The following is a 22,887-nucleotide window of genomic DNA, read 5'->3' as shown; positions in this document are numbered from 1 at the left end:
CTCAAAGATTTTCATGAATTCGTGGCTATAAAACTCTACTTTATTCCTCCAAAAGCGCCAAAACACATATTCTTGTGTAAAATTTCAACACTTGTAAAGCCAACTTTTTTCATCAAATCTAACTGATAATTCATTGATCTTGGCGTATCTTCTTTTTCTACATAATCCAATACTTTCTTACGGTATTCTGCCCCACCAATTCCTTCCAAATAATCACCATAACGTTGCCAGGTATACTCGTTTAATAATTCGGTATCCTGAGTTATTAAATCTGAAATCATAAAACAGCCACCGGGTTTTAATAATTTGAATATTTTAGCAAAAGTCGTTTCCCAATCTTCATCATCTCTTAAATGATGTAAAACGGCTCCAGCCAAAATAATATCAAAATGATTTTCAGGCAATTCAGCCTCACGAATATCACCTTGCTTTACTTCTACTTTTCCGTTGGTTGCTGCCGAAACTCTTTCAAAAGCACGATCCAACATGGGCAAACTCAAATCGACTAACGTACAATTTAAGTTGGGCAACTTAGATAACATTTTCAAAGTATAATTTCCGGCGCCACAGCCAATATCCAAAACGTTTACCGCATTCGGAGCAATTCTTTTAGAGGCTTCCGTAATTAATTCTAAAGAAATTGTAGCATCGATTGTCGCGACCTGACCAGTTTCTAAATTCGAAAATCGTTCGACATCATTGTCAAAACGTTCTCTGATCTCTTCAATTGTTGATTTTTTCATGTTTTTTGCTTTAGGTTTTCACGCAGATTTAAAAAAGATTTAAGGGAGATTTAAAATGATTTTTTTTTATTCTCTTCAATTAAAATAATTCAAATAAAAAATCTGTGTTTATCTGCTTAAATCTTTTTTAAATCTGCGTGAAACATTTTTTTTCAAAACTATCATTTTCATAAATATTTTAAAAATACTATTTTTATCAATTAATCATACTTTAAAAGTATTATGGAATTACGTCACTTGAAATATTTTTTGGCTGTAGCCGAAGAATTAAACTTTACAAAAGCTTCAGAAAAATTATTCATTTCTCAACCGCCTTTGAGCCGTCAGATTATAGAATTGGAAGAAGAACTCCAGGCGCGTTTATTCAATCGAAACAATAAAAAAGTAGAATTGACTGACGCCGGGAAATATTTCGAAAAAGAAGTAAGAGAATTTTTTCAGAATCTGGAACGTATATCTGTGAAAACTAAAAAGATTGCAGAGAATGTTTCTGGCGAATTCAGAATCGCGTATATAAGTTCGATTTATTCCTCTGTAATTTCAGAATTAATAAAACATCTGAAAGAACAATTTCCGTACGTTAATTTCAAATTATTCGAAATTTCTACAACCAAACAGATTTCAGCTTTGGAACAAGGAAAAATCGAATTGGGAATTATTCGCTCGCCAATAAAATCCCCAAAAATAAAAGCGCAATTATGGTTTAAAGATGGTTTTTCTGTGGTTTATAATAAGCGTTTAATTCGACTTAATTCTGAAAAAGAAATTCCGAATTTAAAAGACGAAACTTTTGTGTTTTTCAATAAAGATTATGCACCACATTATCATGAAGTTCTACTGGAACTTTGCGCTTTTTATGGCTTTACGCCGAAGATTATTCACGAATCAAATAACATCAATTCAATTGTACAATTGGTTAAAAATGGTTTGGGAATTTCGATTGTTCCGTCAAATATTGCAAGAAACAATCAAGATCCCGAGATTGGTTTTATCGAATTGAAAAAAGTCAATTTGTTTACGGATGTTTCATTAATTACTTCAAAAGAAGATGATTCTGAGATTACGAGATCTGCTGTTGCGTTTTTGTTGCCACAAAGGCGCTAAGACGCAAAGTTTTTTTAAGCAGAAAGAAGCGTACAGTTTGTCATCCTGACGAAGGAAGGATCACACAAGAAATTCCACAAACAGAATCGCCAATCTTTGTCGAGTTACGTGTGTGATCCTTCCTTCGTCAGGATGAGAGAAAATCCTTTTAATCTTTTAATCTGTGGCAAAAAACTTTGCGCCTTAGCGCCTTTGTGGCTATATAAAAAAATCGTTACAATTTAGTACGGAAATCCATATTATAAAAAGGTAACTTTTAAATACCTTAGCAAATTATAATTCTACATAATAAAATCAATAAAAATGGCTGAGCAATCTTCAATTATATGCCCAAATTGCGGGACACCAATCGATGTAAATGATGTGTTAAAACATCAGTTGGAAGATAGTATCCGTAAAGAATTTCAACAAAAAGCCAATGCTCAAACCAAAGAATTGGAGTTTAAAAACGAGCAATTTGAAAAAGCCAAAGCCGACTTTGAAGCTAAAAAGAAACAAGAAAACGAACTTTTTGCGGAACGTTTAGAACGCGAGAAAAAGACTGCTGAAAAAGAAATTGGAGAAAAACTAAAAGCCAAACTCGAAGAAGAAAATAAAGATCGTATGCTTTTGATGGAAAAAGAGCTTTCTGAAAAATCAGAGAAACTTCGCGAATTAAATAAAATGACAGGCGAAATTGCCAAACTCCAACGTGAAAAACTGGAAATGAAAGAAGCAATTGAAGCCGAAGCTCAAAAACAATTAAACGCAACTTTAGTTCTGGAACGAGATAAAATTCGCAAACAGGAAGAAGAAAAAAACGAGCTTAAAATAAAAGAATACCAAAAACAATCTGACGATCAGAAAAAGCTAATTGAAGAAATGAAACGCAAGCAGGAACAAGGTTCTATGCAATTGCAAGGCGAAGTAATGGAATTAGCGATTGAAGAATGGCTGGCAAATAATTTCCCTTTAGACACGATTGACGAAGTCAAAAAAGGCGCCAACGGTGCCGATTGTCTTCAGATTGTAAATACAAGAGAACTGCAAAATTGTGGTTCTATTTATTACGAAAGCAAGCGAACAAAAGCTTTTCAGCCTTCGTGGATTGAAAAGTTCAAAAATGATATCCGAACCAAAAGAGCCAATATCGGGGTTTTAGTTACCGAAGTAATGCCAGCAGGAATGGACCGAATGGGAATGCGTGACGGAATTTGGATTTGTACATATGAAGAGTTTAAGGGTTTAAGTGCTGTTTTGCGTCAGTCTTTGATTCAGGTAAGTCAGGCGGTTCAGGCGCAGGAAAACAAAGGCGATAAAATGTCGATGTTGTATGATTTTTTAACAAGCAACGAATTCCGTTTGCAGATTGAAGGAATCGTGGAAGGTTTTACACAAATGCAAGGCGATCTTGATGCCGAAAAAAGAGCTATGCAAAGAATCTGGAAACAACGAGAAAAACAAATCGAAAAAGTCGTTCATAATACTTTAGGTATGTACGGTTCGATTCGTGGTATTGCCGGAAATGCAGTTCAGACCGTGAGAGCTCTAGAATTGGATTTTATTGAGGGCGATGATGACCAGGAAGAAACTAAAGAATTATTAGAATAATTCACCGTAATATTGTCATTTCGACGAAGGAGAAATCACACTCGAAACTCGACAAAGATTGGCGACTTTCTTTGCGGAATTACTAGTGTGATTTCTCCTTCGTCGAAATGACAAACTATTCGAAAACATTATATTTACAACTAATCAACCTTCCTAAAAACCAACAATTTCCCTGAAGGATTTGAAAGAGTCAATCGATTATCTCCAATAGAATAAGTTGTGGTGCTTTGAAGCGCTTTGGTAAATTCATCTTCTTTATTTCCTGGTGCGCAAGCCATTAAAGTCGAAATTACTTTTGAAAAACGAAGCACGTCTTTTTCATAGAAAATAGAACCACTAATAGAATTACAGCCTCCATAGCCCATAAATCTATTTTCTGTTGAATTGATTTCAAGTCTTGGCAATTCCTTTTGATAATCGGTCGGAAAAACTTTATATCCGTTTAGTTCTTCCAAAACCCAAATATCATGAAGACGATAATCCGTGTTATATTTTCCACATCCTTCGACTTTTTTAGATTCTAATTCCGAATTGTTTTTAATCTCAATTGAAACTTTATAAGGAGAAATAGCACCAGACATTGAATTCTGACATTCCAATTGCTGAATTGTTATTGTTCCGCTGGATGTTTCGTTGCTAACTTTATACATCTTTACATTAGCATCCATTGCTTTTATAGCTTCGACGGCAGGAAAAACCAGCTTTTCTTTTCCTGGAATCAGAGAAGTAAAAACAATCTCTTCATTCCCCATTTTTATTCCCCAAAACGGTTCGTTACCGGTTCCTGTAAAATAGTATTTCATTTCATCTTCCTGATTTCCATATTCAGAAGTTCCTTTTGTATCTGAACTTTTGCCTGCTGTCGATTTGCAGCTTACTATTAAAGACAGTAGCAGCACTAGTGAAAGTATTTTTTTCATATCGTTTTTATTAAGAAAATAGTTTTATCTCAAAACATAGATAAAATTCTTATGAATTTACAACATTTTTTTGAAATTCTTATTTAGAATCTTTTCAAATTTAGAATAATTTCAAAACCTGAAATCTATTCAAAACCCGCACTACGTAAAAGATTACGATAAAATACGTAGCATTTCAAGCTTATTTTTAATTAAAAAATAATAGTATTACGTATTTTTATAAGTATAAATACTTATATTTGCGTAGTAATACTTAATTAAAGAAATCATGATTAGAGTAATAGTAGTTGGAAACGGCATGGTTGGTTATAAATTTTGCGAAAAATTCATTGCAAAATCAGGACAGGAAAAGTATCAGATTACCGTTTTTGGTGAAGAGCCAAGGCGTGCTTACGACCGTGTTCACTTAAGTGAATACTTTGGAGGAAAAACCGCAGATGACTTATCATTGTCAACTAGCGAATGGTACGCTGAAAACAATATTACGCTGAATACTTCTGAATTAATTACAGATATTAACAGAACAGAAAAAACAATACATACCCATTTAGAAAAAACCCATACGTACGACTACTTAGTTTTGGCGACAGGATCTTCAGCATTTGTTCCGCCAATTGACGGAGTTGAAAAAGAAGGTGTCTTTGTATACAGAACCATCGAAGATTTGGATGCTATTATGGCCTACGCCAAAAAAATAAAACAAAAAGGCGCTACAGAAGCGGCCGTTTTAGGCGGTGGCTTATTAGGACTTGAAGCGGCAAAAGCCGTTCGTGATTTAGGATTGAATCCACATGTGGTTGAATTTGCACCACGTTTAATGCCAAGACAATTAGACAAAGGCGCAAGCGACATGTTGCAATCTAAAATTGAAGAATTAAATATTGGCATCCATTTAAATAAAGCCACACAATATATTGACGGTGCAGGATGCATAACGGGAATGATGTTTGCCAACGAAGAATTGTTAAAAGTTGATATGTTGGTTATATCTGCCGGAATAAAACCTCGCGACGAATTAGCCCGAGTTTCAGGATTAGAGGTTGGTTTACGAGGCGGTGTTGTGGTAAACAATCAGATGCAAACATCAGATCCTTCTATTTTTGCCATTGGCGAAGTGGCTTTATACAATCAAAACATTTACGGACTTGTTGCTCCAGGTTATGAAATGGCCGATGTAGCCGCTGAGCAAATCTTAAATGGTTCTAAAACCATGAGAGAAACCATCGATATGTCGACACAATTGAAATTAATTGGTGTTGAAGTTGCGAGTTTTGGTGATCCTTTTGTCGAAAATGAGGATGTAACTGCGATTATTTATGAGAATAAATTATCGGGCGTTTACAAAAGAATCAACGTTACTAAAGATTCTAAAACCCTATTAGGCGGAATTTTAGTTGGAGATTCCAGCGATTATAATTCTTTATTTCAGATTTACAGTAACGCAATGGCTTTACCTAAAAATCCGGAAGATTTGATTTTAGGTTCTCGCGACGGTTCTGAAGGTTCTAGTTTAGGAAGTGTAATGGATTTGCCAGACACCGCTGTAATTTGTTCTTGCGAAAATGTAACTAAAGGTGCGATCTGCTGTAAAATTTTAGATGAAAGCTGTTCTACTTTTTCAGATGTTGTTAAAGCAACCAAAGCAACTTCAGGCTGTGGAGGCTGTAAACCAATGGTTTCTGACTTGGTAAAAGCCACTCAAAAATCATTAGGAAAAGAAGTTAAAGAAGTGATTTGTGAGCATTTCAATTACAACCGTCAGGAATTATTCGATTTGGTAAAAATCAATAAATACGAGAATTTTTATGATGTAATTGATCATCACGGAAAAGGCGATGGTTGCGAAGTTTGCAAACCAGTTGTAGCTTCAATTTTCTCCAGTATTTACAACGATACGGCAAACAAACATGTTACAACACAAGATACTAACGATAGATTTTTGGCGAACATACAACGAAACGGAACGTATTCGGTAGTTCCAAGAGTTGCCGGAGGCGAAATCACTGCCGAGAAATTAATCGTGATTGGCGAAGTGGCCAAACAATTCGATTTGTACACTAAAATTACCGGAGCTCAAAGAGTTGACTTGTTTGGAGCACATTTAAATGATCTCCCAAAAATCTGGAAAATCTTAATTGACAATGGTTTTGAAAGTGGTCATGCCTACGGGAAATCACTTCGTGCCGTAAAAAGCTGTGTCGGGAATGCATGGTGTCGTTACGGAATGGACGACAGCGCCGGATTTGCTATCGAACTGGAAAACAGATACAAAGGAATTCGTTCTCCGCATAAATTGAAAGGGGGTGTTTCGGCTTGTATTCGTGAATGTGCCGAAGCCCGCGGAAAAGATTTCGGATTAATTGCTGTTGAAGGCGGATGGAATTTATACATCGCCGGAAATGGTGGAGCCAATCCAAAACATGCTGTTTTATTAGCTGAAAAAATTGACAAAGAAACCGTTATCAAATATATGGATCGATTTTTAATGTATTATATCCGTACAGCCGGTCCGCTAATTAGAACTTCAACCTGGTTAGAAAAACTAGACGGTGGTTTAGAATATTTAAAAGAAGTAATTATTGAAGATAGCTTAGGCATCTGCGAAACTTTAGAAGCTGAAATGCAAACTTTGGTAAACACTTTTGAATGCGAATGGAAACAAGTTTTAGAAAAACCAAGATTATTAAAACGTTTCAACCATTTTGTAAACTCTGAGGAGAAAGATGACAATGTTGTTTTTGTTCCGTTAAGAGATCAAAAAGCGCCAAAAGCCTGGACGTAAAACTTTATAAATAATTTTTAAACACATAGAAACATAGATTTAAAAACTGAACAATAGGCGTTTCACTTGCATTAACAAACATAGACTATGTGTGAGAAACCAGTTTCTTTTAATTTTCTATTTCTCAAACAAAAAACAAAAAATCTATGTTTCTATGTGTTTAAAAATAACAGCTCCAAAAAAAGAAAAAATATCACAAACGTTTGCTGTCCTCTTACCCTCTTTTTTACTGCGCCATCAAAAACTCTCTTGATTGTAAAAAGAGGGATAAGAAACAGGAACAAAAAAATGCACAAAATGGAAGAAATCTTAAGTCAATACGAAACAGTACATCCAAACGATGCTACAATTTGGTTCAAAGCCGGAAAAGTAGAAGATTTTCCAACCAACCGCGGAGGCTGTATCAAATATAAAAACAAACAAATTGCTATTTTCAATTTTACACGTCGCAACGAATGGTATGCTTGTCAAAATGCCTGTCCGCATAAAATGGAAATGGTTTTGGCCAGAGGAATGACCGGATCTACAGATGATATTCCGAAAATTGCCTGCCCAATGCACAAAAAAACTTTTTCATTAGTTGACGGTTCAAACTTAAATGGAGATGACGATTTAAAAATTGCAACCTATCCAATTAAAGTCGTTGAAGACGAGGTGTTTGTTGGGTTTGTAGATTGATTATACAATTGCGACTAGTCAATCTTGTCATTCCGACGGAGGAGGAATCCCCGCAAGTTGCTCCGCACAGAAAAATCGCCAATCTTTCTAGAGTTACTCGCGGGGATTCCTCCTCCGTCGGAATGACAAACTATACGAAAATATTCTTATGAAAATGATTGCCCTAGCCCCGATAGAAGTGGAAATCCTTTTGTGGCGGGGTTCGCCACAAAAGATTGAAACGGATAGCGGGATTAGCTCCTGAAAATAATTAAGCTTTAAAAGTTAATTCCGTATATTTGAATTCTATTATCAAACCAAAAAATGAACACACCTTTTCAAAAAGCAAGCGAATGGATTGACGCTGAAAACGCGCAGGATCCAAATATCGAAATCGATCAAAATAACGAATATCCAAAAGAATTACTGTATTCAAACAGGATGTACGAACGGTTGATGCAATTTGAGCCCGAAGCTTCAGAGGAAGTTCAGATTGCTTCAAAAGCACAACACATTTGTCGATGGAAAGTCGCGCGCGAATCGTACCCAATGGATCGTGTGGGTTATTTGAGATGGAGAGAAGAATTGAAAAAATTTCATGCTAAACTTACTGCTAAAATCTTAGAAAAAGCAGGTTACAATGCCGAATTTATTGACCGTGTTTCTTTTTTAATCGAAAAGAAATTGCTTAAAAAAGATACCGAAACACAATTACTTGAAGATGTAATTTGTTTGGTCTTTTTAGAGTATTATTTAGATCCTTTTGTACACAAACACGATGAGGAAAAACTAAAAAATATCATCAAAAAAACCTGGGATAAAATGTCAGACAAAGGGCATCAGGAAGCTTTAAAAATTAATTATTCCGAAAAAAATCTGAATCTTATAAAAGCTTCTTTAGGATTATAAATTCATATGAAAAAAAGCAATCAGGAAGCTGCAGATAAAATTACTTTCAAAAATTTACGCCGTCTGTATTTTTTTGCACTCTGGACTATTGCTGTAACCATTATTTTAAGTCAGGTTTTAGTTCAATACAACCTAAAACAGCAACTAAGCGATTCTAAAATCATCAATATTTCCGGAAAGCAGAGAATGCTGAGTCAGAAAATTGTAAAAGAAGTTTTGATTTTACATTATGTTTCTGATACCGCTTCTCAAAAACAAATTTCGCATCTGAAAAATGTTTTATCACTTTGGAAAAACAATCAGAATTCACTCGAAAACGGAAGTGATAGTCTGGCTTTTCCAAAAGAAAAAAGCGAAACTCTTGATCGATTATACCTTGAAATAAAACCAGGGTTTAATAGTATTGTAGAAGCAACCGATTTATTTCTGCTAAATTTAAAGCAGAAAAACAATTTAGCAACAAATCAAAAACTGGTTGAAATCATTCTGAAAAACGAAGGCGTTTTTCTTTCGAAAATGAATCAGATTGTAAGTCAGTACGATCTTGAAGCGCACGAAAAAGTTACAGAACAACGCCGAATCGAATATTGGATTTTTGCCTTTACCCTATTCGTTTTACTGCTCGAGTTTTTCTTTATTTTCAAACCTACCAACAAAAAAATTGAGCGCTTAATTGCCAAGCTTTTATCTTCTGAAAAAAAAGCTTTAAAACTCGCTTATGACACTGAAATCATCAGCGAAATCAAGGAAAACTCTGTAAAAGAATTAAAATCACTCAATTATGCGATGGAAAATACGCTGCTTTATTGCCGTATTGCTCCTGATGGCTCGATCATTCATATTGGAGAAAAATTTGCCAAACTTTTAAATTACACCAAATTTTCATCAAATAAAAAATTCTCAGAAGTTTTAACCATTGACGAAAAGGAACAGCTTAATATCGACCGCATCATTTTCGAAAAACAGCGCAGTGGCTGGCAGGGCGAAATTAAAATTCTAAACAGAGAAGATCAGACGATTTGGCTGGATTTATCTATGGTTCCGGTTACGATCAAAAAAGACGAATTAGAACTTTTAATTGTGTGTTTCAATATTACGGAGCGTAAAAAAGCACAGCGCGAAGTCGAACGTCTGAACATTGAAAACAGCACTGAAAAAATCAATCAGCAAAAGGTTATTTCGAGTAAAATTGTCGAAAATCAGGAAAACGAACAAAACCGAATCGCCAAAGAAATTCACGACGGAATTGGGCAAATGCTTACCGGATTGAAATTTAGTTTAGAAAGCATCAATCTGGACGACAAAGAAAAATCGGCACAAAAAATTGAATACTTAAAAAAGCTTTCACTCGATATTATCAAAGGAGTTCGTACGGCAACTTTCAACTTAATGCCTCCTGAATTAAGCGATCACGGCATTGTTTCTTCTTTGGCAAAATTAACACAGGAACTTTCGAAATTAACCGGAAAAGAAATTTTATTCTACAATAAAACCGATTTTAGTCAGCGCTTAGATTCATTGATCGAAATCAACATTTATCGCCTCACACAAGAAGCCATTAACAATGCGATTAAATACGCCGAGTCATCTCATATTATCGTACAACTTTCGCATAGCGAAACCTTACTTAGTATTATTGTAGACGACAACGGTAAAGGTTTTGATATTCATTCAGTCGACAAAAAACGCAACAGCGAATCAGGAATGGGATTGTTATTCATGAAAGAAAGAATTCAGTACATCAACGGACGCGTTTTCATCAAATCAATTCCGGGCGAAGGAACGAGGATTACTTTTAATATTCCTATTTGAGAATGTGCCAATTAGAAAATTAGATAATTAGATAATGTGGCAATTAGAAAATTAGAAAATTAGATAATTTCCACATTACGTATTTGCCGTCTCCATCAAGAAGAAATGAAAAGTTGGTATACAAACAACCATTAACAACATTATCTAATTACCACATTATCTAATTATCTAATTGGCACATTATCCAATTCTATTATTAGGGCGAGACAGCATCCCGATAAAAGGGCAAACTTACTTTGTCTTTATTCGCCCTTTTATCGGGATGCTGTCGGGCTGTCCACGCTACTTCGGTAGCCAGCTCCCATCCCTCTCGCGGGTAAACGTTTTCATAAGATTATATAGTTATTACGAGTTTTTAAAGACATACCAGAAACTCCGCAAACTAAGTCGACAATCTTTGTCGAGCTACTAGTGTGATCCTTCCTCCGTCAGGATGACAAGATTGCGCAAAAAGATAACGGATTAACAACGTTATTTTCACATTATCAAATTCCAACATTATCTAATTATCTAATTGACACATTCACTAATTTAAAAAATTACGTATATTAGCATCTTCTTTATAGATGAATATACGTAAAAATTGAGAATCAAAATTAAGTAAAATATGAGTACTATTATTCGAGTTGTTCTGGCAGATGATCATGTATTTGTAAGAGATGGAATAAAATCTTTACTGGAAAACGAAGCAAACATCGAGGTTGTAGGCGAAGCTATTGATGGCGCCGATGCTCTTGAAGTGGTGGCAGACAGTAAACCTGATTTACTTATAGTAGATATTCGTATGCCAAACTTAACCGGAATCGAGGTAGTAGAAAAGCTTAGAAGCGAGAATAATGATGTAAAAATCATTATGCTTTCTATGCACGAATCTGAAGAATACGTATTAAAATCGATTAAAGCCGGAGCCGATGGTTATTTATTAAAAGGTTCAAGCAAAGAAGAATTTTTAAAAGCCCTGCACACGGTTGCTGCAGGCGGAAAATATTTCAGCGGAGATATTTCCTCTATACTTATCGGGCAATTAACCAGCTCTTCTACTTCATTAGAACCTAAACAAAATTTAGGCGAAGAAATGATGATTACCAAAAGAGAAAAAGAAATCCTTACCCTTTTATTATCCGGAAAAGGAAACAAAGAAATTGCCGAAGCGCTTGAAATCAGTAAGCGTACCGCTGAAGTCCACCGTTTTAATTTGATGAAAAAACTGAAAGTAAAAAATCTGATGGAACTTTCTAATAAAGCGACTGAGTATTCTTTATTATAAAAAACTACGTATAATTACGTAATTATTTTTCAAAAACTGCGTTTTCGCAGTTTTTAACTACGTTATAGTACTTATTTTTGTTGAAAAATATAAGTGCTATGAAAAATACAAACTCACTCTCGCAATCACACAAAATTTTATTTTTAAATACCCTGGCTTTCACCGTGTGTTTCGCCTGTTGGACTTTAAATGGTGTTTTAGTAACCTTTTTAGTTGATAACGGTATTTTTCACTGGAGCGTTGTTCAGGTTGGGTGGCTTCTCGGAATTCCGATTCTGACCGGATCCATTATGCGTTTGCCAATTGGTATTCTTACGGATAAATTTGGAGGAAAATATGTTTTTTCATTATTGCTTCTTCTCTGCTCTATTCCATTATTTTTACTGCCTTTTGCAGATAGTTTTATAACATTTGCTTTATTAAGCTTTTTATTCGGAATGGTTGGTACCAGTTTTGCCGTGGGAATCGGATATACTTCAATCTGGTATCCGAAAGAATGGCAAGGACGCGCTTTAGGAATTTTCGGAATGGGAAATGCCGGCGCCGCCATCACTACTTTTTTAGCGCCTTCACTACTAAATCATTTTTCTATCGAAGATCCTCAAAACGGATGGAAAATATTGCCTGTAATTTATGCTGTGGCATTGGTTGTAATTGGAATTGCTTTTTTGATTTTTGCTACAAACAAAAAAATAGAGAACAATACAAAAAGCGTTTCTCAAATGCTGCAATCTTTAAAATGTGCAAGAGTCTGGCGTTTTGGGGCGTATTACTTTTTAGTTTTCGGATGTTTTGTGGCGTACTCACAATGGCTTTTACCGAATTTCATGAATGTGTATCAAACGAGTTTGGTAATGGGCGGATTATTTGCAACGCTTTTCAGTTTGCCTTCGGGAGTAATCAGGGCTTTTGGAGGTTATTTATCAGATAAATTCGGAGCCAGAAAAGTGATGTATTGGGTTTTAAGTTCTTCTGTTATTCTGAGCGCCTTATTAATGGTTCCGAAAATGGAAATAACCACCACCGGACCAGGAGTTTTAGCTACTAAAAAAGGAACAATAACGCAAGTTTCAAACGATAAAATTAAAGTTGGTGATACTGATTTCGCTGTTGCTCAGAAAAATGAAAGTGATTCAGAAAATGCTATTTTCCCAACCAAAACTTCATGGCAACAAGTTGTAGTGCAACAAAATCAAACGGTGAAGAAAAAAGAACTTCTGGCCAAAGGAATTACTGTAATTAAATTCGATGCCAATATGTGGGTTTTTCTTGTATTGGTTATTCTGATCGGAATTTCCTGGGGAATCGGAAAAGCAGCCGTTTACAAACATATTCCGGAATATTTCCCGACAGAAGTTGGTGTAGTTGGCGGAATGGTTGGAATGATTGGTGGTTTGGGCGGTTTCTTTGGTCCGATTATCTTTGGGTATTTACTGACCGCAACCGGAATCTGGTCCAGTTCATGGATTTTTATTTTAGTATTTTCAGTTATTTGTCTGATTTGGATGCACTATACCATCACCAAAATAATGAACGAAAAACAGCCTGTATTAGCGCGTGTTATCGACAGACAATAATTTTAACCTCTTCATAGTTAATTAATTTCGGCGAAAGCCTGATAGTTCTAATTTCTCTGCTAAAAAGAGCTTTTGATCAATTTCAAAAGCTCTTTTTGTATTTTTTATTTTCTGTAAAATCATAAAACACAAATTAATATCGCTTTTGGAACTTTGTTTTTGATTAAAATCATGAAGTAATTAAAAGATTTTCAATTGTATCTTGCTCATTTTAAACCAGAAATGACTCAATTTATTTTAAATCCAAAAATAATTTGCAATTATGATTTTTATCACTAAAAAAAATCCTGTTAATCTTATAAATTTGCGACTCATCAAAATAAAAAGAAATGAAAAAGCTAAGAATACTTATTTTACTAGTATTGGGAGGAATGAGTGCTTCAATTCAGGCACAGGAATTAGATGTAAATTTACAAGTTAGACCTCGTTTTGAGTACAGAAACGGATACAAAACACTTTTACCCGAAGGTCAGGAAGGAACTTCTCAAATTTCACAACGTTCTCGTTTAAATTTCAATTACAAACAAGAACAGTTAACTGTAAAATTAACGTTTCAGAACACAAGAACGTGGGGAGATGTTCCCACAACAGCAGTAGCCGACAAAAACGGAGTAGCTGTTTTTGAAGCTTGGGCACAATATGATTTTACTGAAAAATGGAGCGCCAGAATGGGGCGTCAGGTACTTTCGTACGATAACCAACGTATTATGGGAGAACAAGACTGGGGACAACAGGCACAAAGCCATGATGCATTGACTGTTTCTTTTCATTCAGGAAATAATCAATTAGATTTAGGAGGAGCTTATAATTCAACTGCCGAAAATACTTTTCAGACACCTTACACAGTTGCCAATTATAAAGCATTGCAATATGCATGGTATCATACTGCTTTCGATAAACTTGGAGCAAGCTTATTGTTATTGAATACTGGTTATGAATATGCGAACACAGACGCAAAATTATTAGTTGATTACAAGCAGACTTTCGGAACTTATTTGACATATAAAACAGGAAAATTAGACACAAATGTTTGGTTATATGGCCAAACCGGAAAAAGTACAGACAAACAAGTTAGCGCCTGGAATGCTGCCGTAAATGTTGGATACAATGTAACAGAATCTTTTAAGGCTGGTTTAGGATATGAATTTTTATCCGGAAAAGCGACCAATGACGGAAGTGCTGTAATTAAATCGTTCAATCCTATTTTTGGAACTAACCACGGTTTTAACGGATACATGGATTATTTTTATGTAGGTGGCAGTCATCTAAACAGTGTTGGTTTGCAAGATGCTTTTTTGAAACTGAACTACAATGTTAACAAATGGCAGTTTGCCTTGATTCCGCATGTATTTTTATCTGCTGCAGATGTTGTTACACCTTTACCTCAAAACGAAAAACTGGACTCGTATTTAGGAACGGAGATCGATGCCACTTTTGGATATAATTTCAAAAAAGACATAACAGTTTCAGGAGGTTACTCTCAAATGTTTGGTTCAAAAACCTTAGAATTTTTAAAAACCGGAGATGCTGGTCATACCAACAATTGGGCCTGGTTGATGATTTCTGTAAATCCTAGAATTTTTAGCTGGAAAAAATAGTTTTTCTTTAAAATTAACCTATAAATTTTACCCTTTTCCTATTTCTGGAAAAGGGTATTTTTTTTGTCTTAACAAAATGTTATTATTTGCTTTAATTAATTATATTTGAATCGATTATGAACCCCCAATTCTATCCAAATGAAACAATTTTTAAAATTATCTATGTTAACCTTTTTTGTAACGCACACTGGTATTGGCCAAAAATTCAATGAGACTTTAATTTCAAAAAACTCAGAAATTAATTTTGCAAGAACACAAAAAAGAGGAATTAAAAAAAACAACATTATTTATTATGTTGAAAACGACTTACAAACCATATCTGCCTACAAAGGAAGTAAGTTGAAATGGCAAACCAATGTAATTTCAGTTTGCGGAGAACCAAAACGTGGAGAAGCTCAAATAAGATACGTAGGATACAATACAGACAAACTACTTATCGTGATGGGAAAACATAATTTTGCAGAAATTGATATTAATAGTGGTGTAACAAAACTTGTTGGTTAAGATTAAGCAGAATTTAGTTTTTAGAAATAGATTTTAAACATTTACTTATATAATTTACCCTTTTTTCAAAAAGAAAAAAGGGTATTTTTTTGTCTCTTGTAGAAACTTACTTTTTATTTTATTTGGGTATATTTGATAGGAAACAATAAACTATTTTAAATCTAATGAAATTTAAAAATAAAATAATTTTACTTTTTTCAATCATTCTATTTTTCTTAATCGGACTTATTTATGATATAAATTATCGCACATTAACACGAACCATAATTTATAAAGTTGCTAACTATCATTTACAATATTATGGTGCAAAAGAAATTCGCTTTTTCGTTCCAGATTTAGGTTTTATATTAACTTTAATCCCTATTGGATTATATATAATTTTAAAATTTTCAGGTTCCAAAAAGAACAATTTTATTCCAATTCTAATCCTTCCATTTCTTTTAACTCTATTTTACTTTTTCTTCTGCTTTTTAGACTCTCAAATAATAAAATATACAACGGAAATCGACAATAACAACATTTATCATTATCATCATTATAATGTAAATTATAGACTAATCGCCATTTTCACTATATTATCATCTTTAATTTTAGATTACTGTATTCTGAATATTATAAAAAGGTTTTACCTTACTGAGAATAAAACGCTAAAAATGACTAATTAAACCTTTCTATGACAAAAATTACACAATTACTATTACTCATTTTCATCCTATCTCAATCAACCTTTGCTCAATACAATACGAACTTAATTTCAAAAAAATCAGAGATAAATTTTTCGAAAACAGAAAAAAGAGGCATTGAACAAAGTAATATTATTTATTATGTCGAAAAGGATTTACAAACTATTTCTGCCTACAAAAATAAAAAAGTTATATGGCAAACAAATGTAATATCTGTTTGTGGAAAACCAAAAGTAGGAAATCCGCAAATAAGATATGTCCAATATAATATTGATAAATTACTTATAGTTATTGGGAAACATAATTTTGCTGAAGTCGATATCAATAATGGAAAAACAAAATTAATTGGTTCAGATTAAATAAATCATAACTAAAAACCTCCTTCCACATGAAACTCATAGCCTGGAATTGCAACATGGCATTCAGAAAAAAGGCAGAATTCATTCTGCCTTACAATCCTGATATTGTCGTAATTTCTGAGTGTGAAAATCCTGAAAAACTAAAATTTACCGACGACACAAAACTACCGACCGACATTCTTTGGTACGGTACAAATCCGCATAAAGGAATTGGTGTTTTATCTTATGGTGACTATCGTTTTCAATTATTAGATTGCCATAATCCAAATTTTAAAAATATTCTGCCCATTGCCGTTACCGGCGGGAAAGTTGATTTTACTTTATTCGCCGTTTGGGCCAATAATCCCGCAGATAAAGACGGTCAATATGTAACTCAGGTTTGGAAAGCGATTAATTATTATGAAGAATTAATCAAGGAAACCAAAACGATTTTAATTGGCGATTTCAACAGTAACACTATTTGGGATAAACCGCGCCGCGAAGGAAATCATACAACGGTCGTAAACAAATTGGAATCAAAAAAAATCTACAGCACATATCATAAATTTTATAATCAAATTCAGGGTAAAGAAGAGCATCCTACTTTGTATCTTTATCGTCACGAAAACAAGCCTTATCATCTTGATTATTGTTTTGCTTCAAATGATTTTATAGAAGTTCTGGATCATGTCGAAGTTGGAATTTATCACGACTGGACAAGACATAGTGATCACAAACCCTTAATTATTAACTTTAATTTATAAATAATGAATGATACGTGGACGGAAAGATGGAACGACCGCTACAGCAATGAGGAATTTGCGTATGGCGAGGAACCCAATAATTTCTTTAAAGAACAAATAGAAAAACTAAAAGCCGGAACCATTCTTTTTCCTGCTGAAGGTGAAGGCAGAAACGCTGTTTATGCAGCAAAATTAGGTTGGAAAGTTGCGGCTTTTGATATCAGCGAGGAAGGAAAAAACAAAGCTATTAAACTCGCCGAAGCCAACAATGTAAAAATTGATTATAAAGTTGGTGCATTAGAAACACTAAATTATCAACTGGAACAATTTGATACCATCGCTTTAATTTATGCTCATTTTCCAGCCGAAATCAAATCCAATCTTCATAAAACACTTGAAACGTATTTAAGAAAAGACGGGATTATTATTTTTGAAGCGTTCAGCAAAAAACATTTAGAATATCTTGCGATAAATGATAAAGTCGGAGGACCAAAAGACATTGAATCTTTGTTTTCTATTGAAGAAATAAAAGCTGATTTTCCTAACTACGAAATCATTCAGTTAGAAGAAAAAGAAATCGAACTGAACGAAGGATTGTTCCATAACGGAAAAGGTTCTGTTATTCGATTTGTTGGAAAGAAAAAATAAATCATAATGTTGAGACGCAAATCTTTGCGTCTCAACAGAACATCTCAACTAAATTCTCTTTAATTTTTATACTTCATTCCCATATCTTCAATAGAGAATTTGTCTGTCAACAAATGCAGTAATTTATCTCTTAAAGCAATATATTCAGGCATTTTTACGATTTCGATTTTGTTTCTCGGTCTTGGTAAATGTACTTCTACAATTTCTCTTATTGTCGATGCCGGACCATTATTCAACACCACAATCCTATCCGATAAAAACAACGCTTCTTCAATATCATGCGTAATCATTACAATTGTTTTTTCTCTGTTGTCTAAGTTCCATAATTTCAAAACTTCTAATTGCATCGACCCTTTTGTTAAGGCATCTAAAGCCCCAAAAGGCTCATCTAAAAGTAATACTCCCGGATTTATGGCAAATGCTCTTGCAATAGCCACACGTTGTTTCATTCCGCCCGAGAGTTGTCCCGGTAGTTTATCTTTATGTTCGAATAAATTCACCATTTTTAAATTCTGAATCACGATTTCGTGTTTTTCTTTTTTAGAACATTTCATAACCGAATCGACAGCCTGAAAAATATTTTGTTCTACTGTTAACCAAGGTAAAAGCGAGTAATTCTGAAAAACGATTCCGCGATCCGGTCCCGGCCCTTTTATTTTTTGACTTGCTAATTCTACTGAACCTCCGGTTGGTGTCAGCATGCCGCCAATAGCATTCATAATAGTCGATTTTCCACAGCCCGAATGCCCGATAATCGAAATGATTTCTCCTTTTTGAATGGATAAATTAATATCACGAACAGCAATGTATTTCCCTTTTGGAGTTGGAAATGATATCTCTAAATTTTTGATTTCTAAATAACTCATATTTGTAATTTTAGATTGTTGATTTTAGATTTTAGATTTCTCTAGGTTTCAGGTTTCAAGTTTAAAAACCTTTGTCCCTTTGCAACTTTGAACCTTTGCACCTCTTGATTAAGCTTTATAAGCCACTTTATTTTCCACGTAAGTGAAAAATTTATCGAATAATAAACCCACTATTCCGATGATGATAATGGCTGAAATTACTTTTTCAAGACTTAAGGCGTTCCAGCTATCCCACACAAAAAAGCCTATTCCCGCTCCGCCTGAAAGCATTTCTCCGGCTACAATTACCAACCAGGCAACGCTGATACTCAAACGTAATCCAGTTATAATGTGTGGCAAACTAAACGGAATTAAAATTTTAGTCAGATAACGCATTTTAGAAAAACCGAATGCTTTTGCTACATTTTTATGGTCCTGAGGAATTGAAGCGATTCCAAAAGAAGTATTGATTAAAGTCGACCATAAAGACGTAATAAAAACGATAAAAATCGTTGCCAAACCGGTATCTTTAAAAACAACTAATCCAATTGGAAACCATGCCAAAGGCGAAACTGGTTTTAAAAGCTGCACAATTGGATACATAATTTGTTTGCAAATTGTACTCGCTCCCATCAAAATTCCAATTGGAATCGCTACTAAAGAACCTAACAAAAAGCCTAACAAAACGGTTTTTATGGAATTGAATAATTGCAGTCCGATTCCTTTATCGTTTGGTCCGTAATCATAAAACGGATCGCTTAACATTTCTTTTAAAACGGTAAAAGTGGCCAAAGGTCCGGGAAGTGCATCTTTAGTGAAAAGACTCAATAAACTCCAAAAACCAATAAACAAAGCGATTCCAATTCCTGCAAATGCAGTAGATTTTAGTTTAATAGCAATTGAATTTAAAATCAATTTTAAATTCTCATTTCGTCCATTATCTATCGCGGTGTTTTTCATCAAAACTTTTGTTTGATCCGCGATATCGTTTAGCGTTAAAGTATCTTTATTAGACATGATATTCTGATTTAAATTTGAAAATTATTTTTTAACTACTTTTAAATATGCTGCCGGATTTGAAGGATCAAAAACCGTTTTATCCATCGTTAACGAGAAAGGTTTCATATCATCATTTGGCACTTTTACTTTCATACTTTTGGCCACTTCTTCGTATAAATCCTGTAAAATCAATTTATCGGCGATTGCTTTATAATTTGGAGCTTCTTTCAAATATCCAAATCGAACATATTGTGCCATTGCCCAAATCGCGTATGATTTTCTAGGATAATTAACCAAACCGCCTTTGTAAAACAACATATAATCTTTAGCATACACTTCTGTTCCCTGATTGCAACCTAAATCGTAATTTCCCATTAATCTATTTTCGATAACATCTGCAGGAGCATTTACATAAGGCGCTTTCCCTATTATGGCAGCCGCTTTTTTACGATTAGCCGGATTGTCCAGCCAAATACAAGCTTCTAAAACGGCTTTCATCACTTTTACCAAATCAGTTCTGCGTTTTTCGCTGAATTCCTTATTAACAACCAATGCTTTTTCAGGATGGTCTTTCCAGATATCTTGCGAAGCTACCTGAGTAAAACCAATTCCCTGTTTTACCGCAACACCGCCCCAAGGCTCGCCTACGCAATAACCATCCATATTTCCCACTTTCATGTTTGCTACCATTTGCGGAGGCGGAATCGTAATAATTTTAGACGTTTTTTGATTTACACCTGCAATAGCCATCCAGTTTCTTAACCATAAATCGTGCGTTCCTCCAGGAAAAGTCATGGCAAAAGTCACTTCTTTTTCCGCCTTAAGTTTGGCTGTTACAACGGGTGCAACTTTATTCATTTGTTTGAATCCTACTTTACCACAAAAATCATTTGAAAGTGTAATGGCTTGACCGTTAACATTCAGCATCATGGCGATTTTCATTTCAGAACCTGCTTTTCCTCCTACCCCGGTGTAAACCGAAAACGGCATTGAATACAGACAGTGCGCTCCGTCTAATTCACCGGTTAAAATTTTATCACGAACATTAGCCCATGAAGATTCTTTGGTTACGATTACTTCTACTCCGTACTTTTTAAACAATCCTAATTCTTTTGCCATTACAATCGGAGAACAATCTGTTAGTGGAATAAATCCGAGTTTTACAGGATCATTTTGCGCTGACACTTCCGAAAAAGAAACGGCTAAAACGAGTATTAAAGTCAGCATTATTCTTTTGAAAACTTCTGTTGTGTTTATCTGTATTTTTTTCATTTTTACAAAATTTAAAAGTTGTTGATTATTATTTTTTAGCTAAAAAATTGGGTTTAATATTTAGCATTACATAAGCAAATTGTGGGCTTAAGTCGGCATTGGCAACATTTTTAACCGCTGCAGACGCCATAGAATTTGTGGCTTTCATGAAAGAATAACCTGCTTCGATATTAATAATTTTGGTTAGGTTGTATTTTACCAGTAAATCAAGTTCGGTCCCTAAATAAGAGTTTAGTTTTCCGCCAGCACCATTGGATAAAGTATTTGCCGATTCAAAACCGTGGATATCCAATGCGAAACTTAGATTGTCTTTGGCATTGTATTTTATTTTGAAGAAGTAATCCAGCAAGCCTTGTTTTCCAAAACCGTTTGCAGCATAAAAATAATCCATGCTTCCCCAGAATTTATGAGGCGTTCCGTAAAGCGGATCAAAGCGATTGTCTTTTGAATCGGCTGTGACTGTCTTTGTTCCATCATCTCCAGATAAAAAGTCAACTCCTGGTCCAATAAACAATTTTCTTCCTACTTGTAATGTTGACGTAATCGAAAACAAATTAGCGTTTAATGATCGTCCATCTTTATTTTTTCCGCCTTGATAATAGTAACTTCCCATCAAATTTAATTTTCGGGTTACATTTGTATTGAAGTAAATTCCGGTTGTATTTCGGCTCCAGACTCCCGTTCCGTTTACTTTTGTAGTCACTGGCGGTGTTCCTGCGGTTACTAAAGTGTATTTGTTGAAATCATCTTTGAAAAATAAAAAGGACAAATCCCCGAAGAAGAATTTTCTTCCCACATAAGCATATTGAAACGACTTGTACATAGTTCCAATTCCGTTGGTTCCCGCGCCGTAAGCCGGATTGGTACCATTGTAAATCGTTCCTGCATTGTTTTCCTTATTCTGATTAAAAGCAGCTCCAATATCTGCAATCCAGCCTTTATTGGCAAATTTAAAGACGATCGCATCATGACGTCTTCCTTGTTGTAACCAATCTAAACTTCCTAAGACTTTTTGATCGTCATAAGAGATTTCCTGGCGTCCTGCTTTTATAGACAGATTCTGAATCGTACTTACGGTATCGTTCAAAAAGATCTCTGCCCATGCTTCGTGCAATAAAATTCCGTTATTGGCTTCTGTCGTTGTTCTGTTGATAGAGGAAGCATCTTGTCCCCAAACGCGAACATCTTGCAAAGCGGCAAAAATTTTAAATCTATATCCTGAATATCCGGCATTTAATCGTGTTCTCTGACTTGTAAATAAAGCCGCTTTATCACCTTCTTGTTGCAGGGTTCCTTGTCCGGCACGCATTTCGACACGGTCTCTTAACTGCCCTGTAAGTGTAAATTGTGCTTGTGCTTCATAGCTTCCGAACATTGTAAGTACAAAACCCAATAGAATAGATTTTGAAAATTTTGATGAAAAAATTGCTGTTTCTTTTTTTAATATAAGTTTGGTTAATTTGCTCATAATAATGTGTTTTGATTTGTATGAAGCAAATTTATATACGTATAAATACTTAAGTATAATACTTATGCCATATCAAAACATTTTTTTTAACCCAAAAAAAGCGATTGAAAGTCAATTTGTTTTCTGCGTTTTCGCATGAAGTTAATTTGAAGTACCGTAAAATAAGAGGTTTCTTGAATTACGTAATTTAACTTAAGTGGAGAATTAGATAATGAGGGAATTAGATAATTAGATATTTTTTGGAAGAAAGAGAATAGAATATAGAGAAATGTGATTTTACTATTAGAATAGAAATGATGGTAATACGCTGGATGACGGGATCTAGACAAAGGTTAAACTGTTGTACATAAAAAGATTAGCGATACGTTTCCCGAGGTTGAAACCTCGGGCTATATTTGAAGAATGTATATAAAACATAGCCTACGGTT

The 22,887-nt window shown here is 34.5% G+C and carries 19 protein-coding genes; 13 read left to right on the top strand and 6 right to left on the bottom strand.

Features of this window, described 5'->3' with window-relative positions; translation table 11 throughout:
• Window positions 1–35: 35 nt before the first annotated feature.
• Entirely contained in the window at window positions 36–743 is a 708-nt protein-coding gene (locus AC1RRN_RS06320; RefSeq protein ID WP_492966496.1) for a class I SAM-dependent methyltransferase, read from the bottom strand.
• Between the two features lie 222 nt (window positions 744–965).
• On the opposite strand from AC1RRN_RS06320, the gene AC1RRN_RS06315 reads away from it, so the two are divergent.
• Together AC1RRN_RS06315 and AC1RRN_RS06310 are read left to right on the top strand one after the other, a co-directional pair.
• Window positions 966–1,847: a LysR family transcriptional regulator gene (locus tag AC1RRN_RS06315; protein WP_492966495.1), complete on the top strand. Its 882-nt coding sequence runs from the start codon at window positions 966–968 to the stop codon at window positions 1,845–1,847.
• Between the two features lie 303 nt (window positions 1,848–2,150).
• On the top strand, window positions 2,151–3,437 hold the full coding sequence (locus AC1RRN_RS06310) for a DUF2130 domain-containing protein (protein WP_492966494.1): 1,287 nt from the start codon (window positions 2,151–2,153) through the stop codon (window positions 3,435–3,437).
• A 140-nt stretch (window positions 3,438–3,577) separates the two neighbouring features.
• Here AC1RRN_RS06310 and AC1RRN_RS06305 read toward each other — a convergent pair whose 3' ends face one another.
• Window positions 3,578–4,357 carry an META domain-containing protein gene (locus AC1RRN_RS06305; RefSeq protein ID WP_492966493.1) on the bottom strand — a complete coding sequence of 260 codons (780 nt, stop codon included), beginning with the start codon at window positions 4,355–4,357 and terminating at the stop codon, window positions 3,578–3,580.
• Between the two features lie 268 nt (window positions 4,358–4,625).
• On the opposite strand from AC1RRN_RS06305, the gene nirB reads away from it, so the two are divergent.
• The 11 genes from nirB to AC1RRN_RS06250 all read left to right on the top strand — a co-directional run bounded on the left by nirB (window position 4,626) and on the right by AC1RRN_RS06250 (window position 17,875).
• Window positions 4,626–7,139, top strand: coding sequence for a nitrite reductase large subunit NirB (gene nirB, locus AC1RRN_RS06300; protein WP_492966492.1), 2,514 nt, complete (start codon window positions 4,626–4,628; stop codon window positions 7,137–7,139).
• Between the two features lie 297 nt (window positions 7,140–7,436).
• Window positions 7,437–7,817, top strand: coding sequence for a nitrite reductase small subunit NirD (nirD, locus tag AC1RRN_RS06295; protein ID WP_026984527.1), 381 nt, complete (start codon window positions 7,437–7,439; stop codon window positions 7,815–7,817).
• 303 nt (window positions 7,818–8,120) lie between these two features.
• Window positions 8,121–8,705 carry a DUF4202 domain-containing protein gene (locus AC1RRN_RS06290; protein ID WP_492966491.1) on the top strand — a complete coding sequence of 195 codons (585 nt, stop codon included), beginning with the start codon at window positions 8,121–8,123 and terminating at the stop codon, window positions 8,703–8,705.
• 6 nt (window positions 8,706–8,711) lie between these two features.
• Window positions 8,712–10,517, top strand: coding sequence for an ATP-binding protein (locus tag AC1RRN_RS06285; RefSeq protein WP_492966490.1), 1,806 nt, complete (start codon window positions 8,712–8,714; stop codon window positions 10,515–10,517).
• Window positions 10,518–11,124: 607 nt separating this feature from the next.
• A complete protein-coding gene (locus AC1RRN_RS06280; RefSeq protein WP_492966489.1) occupies window positions 11,125–11,784 on the top strand; it encodes a response regulator in 660 nt (219 codons plus the stop codon).
• A gap of 98 nt (window positions 11,785–11,882) precedes the next feature.
• Window positions 11,883–13,361 (top strand): MFS transporter, encoded by a 1,479-nt coding sequence (locus AC1RRN_RS06275; RefSeq protein ID WP_492966488.1) that lies wholly within the window; start codon window positions 11,883–11,885, stop codon window positions 13,359–13,361.
• Window positions 13,362–13,690: 329 nt separating this feature from the next.
• Window positions 13,691–14,959, top strand: coding sequence for an alginate export family protein (locus AC1RRN_RS06270; RefSeq protein WP_492966487.1), 1,269 nt, complete (start codon window positions 13,691–13,693; stop codon window positions 14,957–14,959).
• A 138-nt stretch (window positions 14,960–15,097) separates the two neighbouring features.
• Complete coding sequence (locus AC1RRN_RS06265; protein ID WP_492966486.1) at window positions 15,098–15,463, top strand: hypothetical protein; 366 nt, start codon at window positions 15,098–15,100, stop codon at window positions 15,461–15,463.
• 673 nt (window positions 15,464–16,136) lie between these two features.
• Window positions 16,137–16,505, top strand: coding sequence for a hypothetical protein (locus AC1RRN_RS06260; RefSeq protein WP_492966485.1), 369 nt, complete (start codon window positions 16,137–16,139; stop codon window positions 16,503–16,505).
• Between the two features lie 29 nt (window positions 16,506–16,534).
• On the top strand, window positions 16,535–17,248 hold the full coding sequence (locus AC1RRN_RS06255; RefSeq protein ID WP_492966484.1) for an endonuclease/exonuclease/phosphatase family protein: 714 nt from the start codon (window positions 16,535–16,537) through the stop codon (window positions 17,246–17,248).
• Window positions 17,249–17,251: 3 nt separating this feature from the next.
• Window positions 17,252–17,875: a class I SAM-dependent methyltransferase gene (locus tag AC1RRN_RS06250; RefSeq protein WP_492966483.1), complete on the top strand. Its 624-nt coding sequence runs from the start codon at window positions 17,252–17,254 to the stop codon at window positions 17,873–17,875.
• A 59-nt stretch (window positions 17,876–17,934) separates the two neighbouring features.
• On the opposite strand, the gene AC1RRN_RS06245 is transcribed toward AC1RRN_RS06250, so the two are convergent.
• From AC1RRN_RS06245 to AC1RRN_RS06230, 4 genes are all read right to left on the bottom strand, one after another.
• Entirely contained in the window at window positions 17,935–18,741 is an 807-nt protein-coding gene (locus AC1RRN_RS06245; RefSeq protein WP_492966482.1) for an ABC transporter ATP-binding protein, read from the bottom strand.
• A gap of 108 nt (window positions 18,742–18,849) precedes the next feature.
• Window positions 18,850–19,737: a nitrate ABC transporter permease gene (gene ntrB / locus AC1RRN_RS06240; protein WP_492966481.1), complete on the bottom strand. Its 888-nt coding sequence runs from the start codon at window positions 19,735–19,737 to the stop codon at window positions 18,850–18,852.
• 24 nt (window positions 19,738–19,761) lie between these two features.
• Window positions 19,762–20,991, bottom strand: coding sequence for a CmpA/NrtA family ABC transporter substrate-binding protein (locus AC1RRN_RS06235; protein ID WP_492966480.1), 1,230 nt, complete (start codon window positions 20,989–20,991; stop codon window positions 19,762–19,764).
• Window positions 20,992–21,019: 28 nt separating this feature from the next.
• The gene (locus AC1RRN_RS06230) at window positions 21,020–22,459 is read right to left on the bottom strand and encodes an alginate export family protein (protein WP_492966479.1); all 1,440 of its coding nucleotides are present in this window, start codon (window positions 22,457–22,459) and stop codon (window positions 21,020–21,022) included.
• Window positions 22,460–22,887 lie beyond the last annotated feature (428 nt).

Source organism: Flavobacterium sp. GW821-FHT11G01 (assembly GCF_058808175.1).
This window is presented reverse-complemented; position numbering and strand designations above follow the sequence as displayed.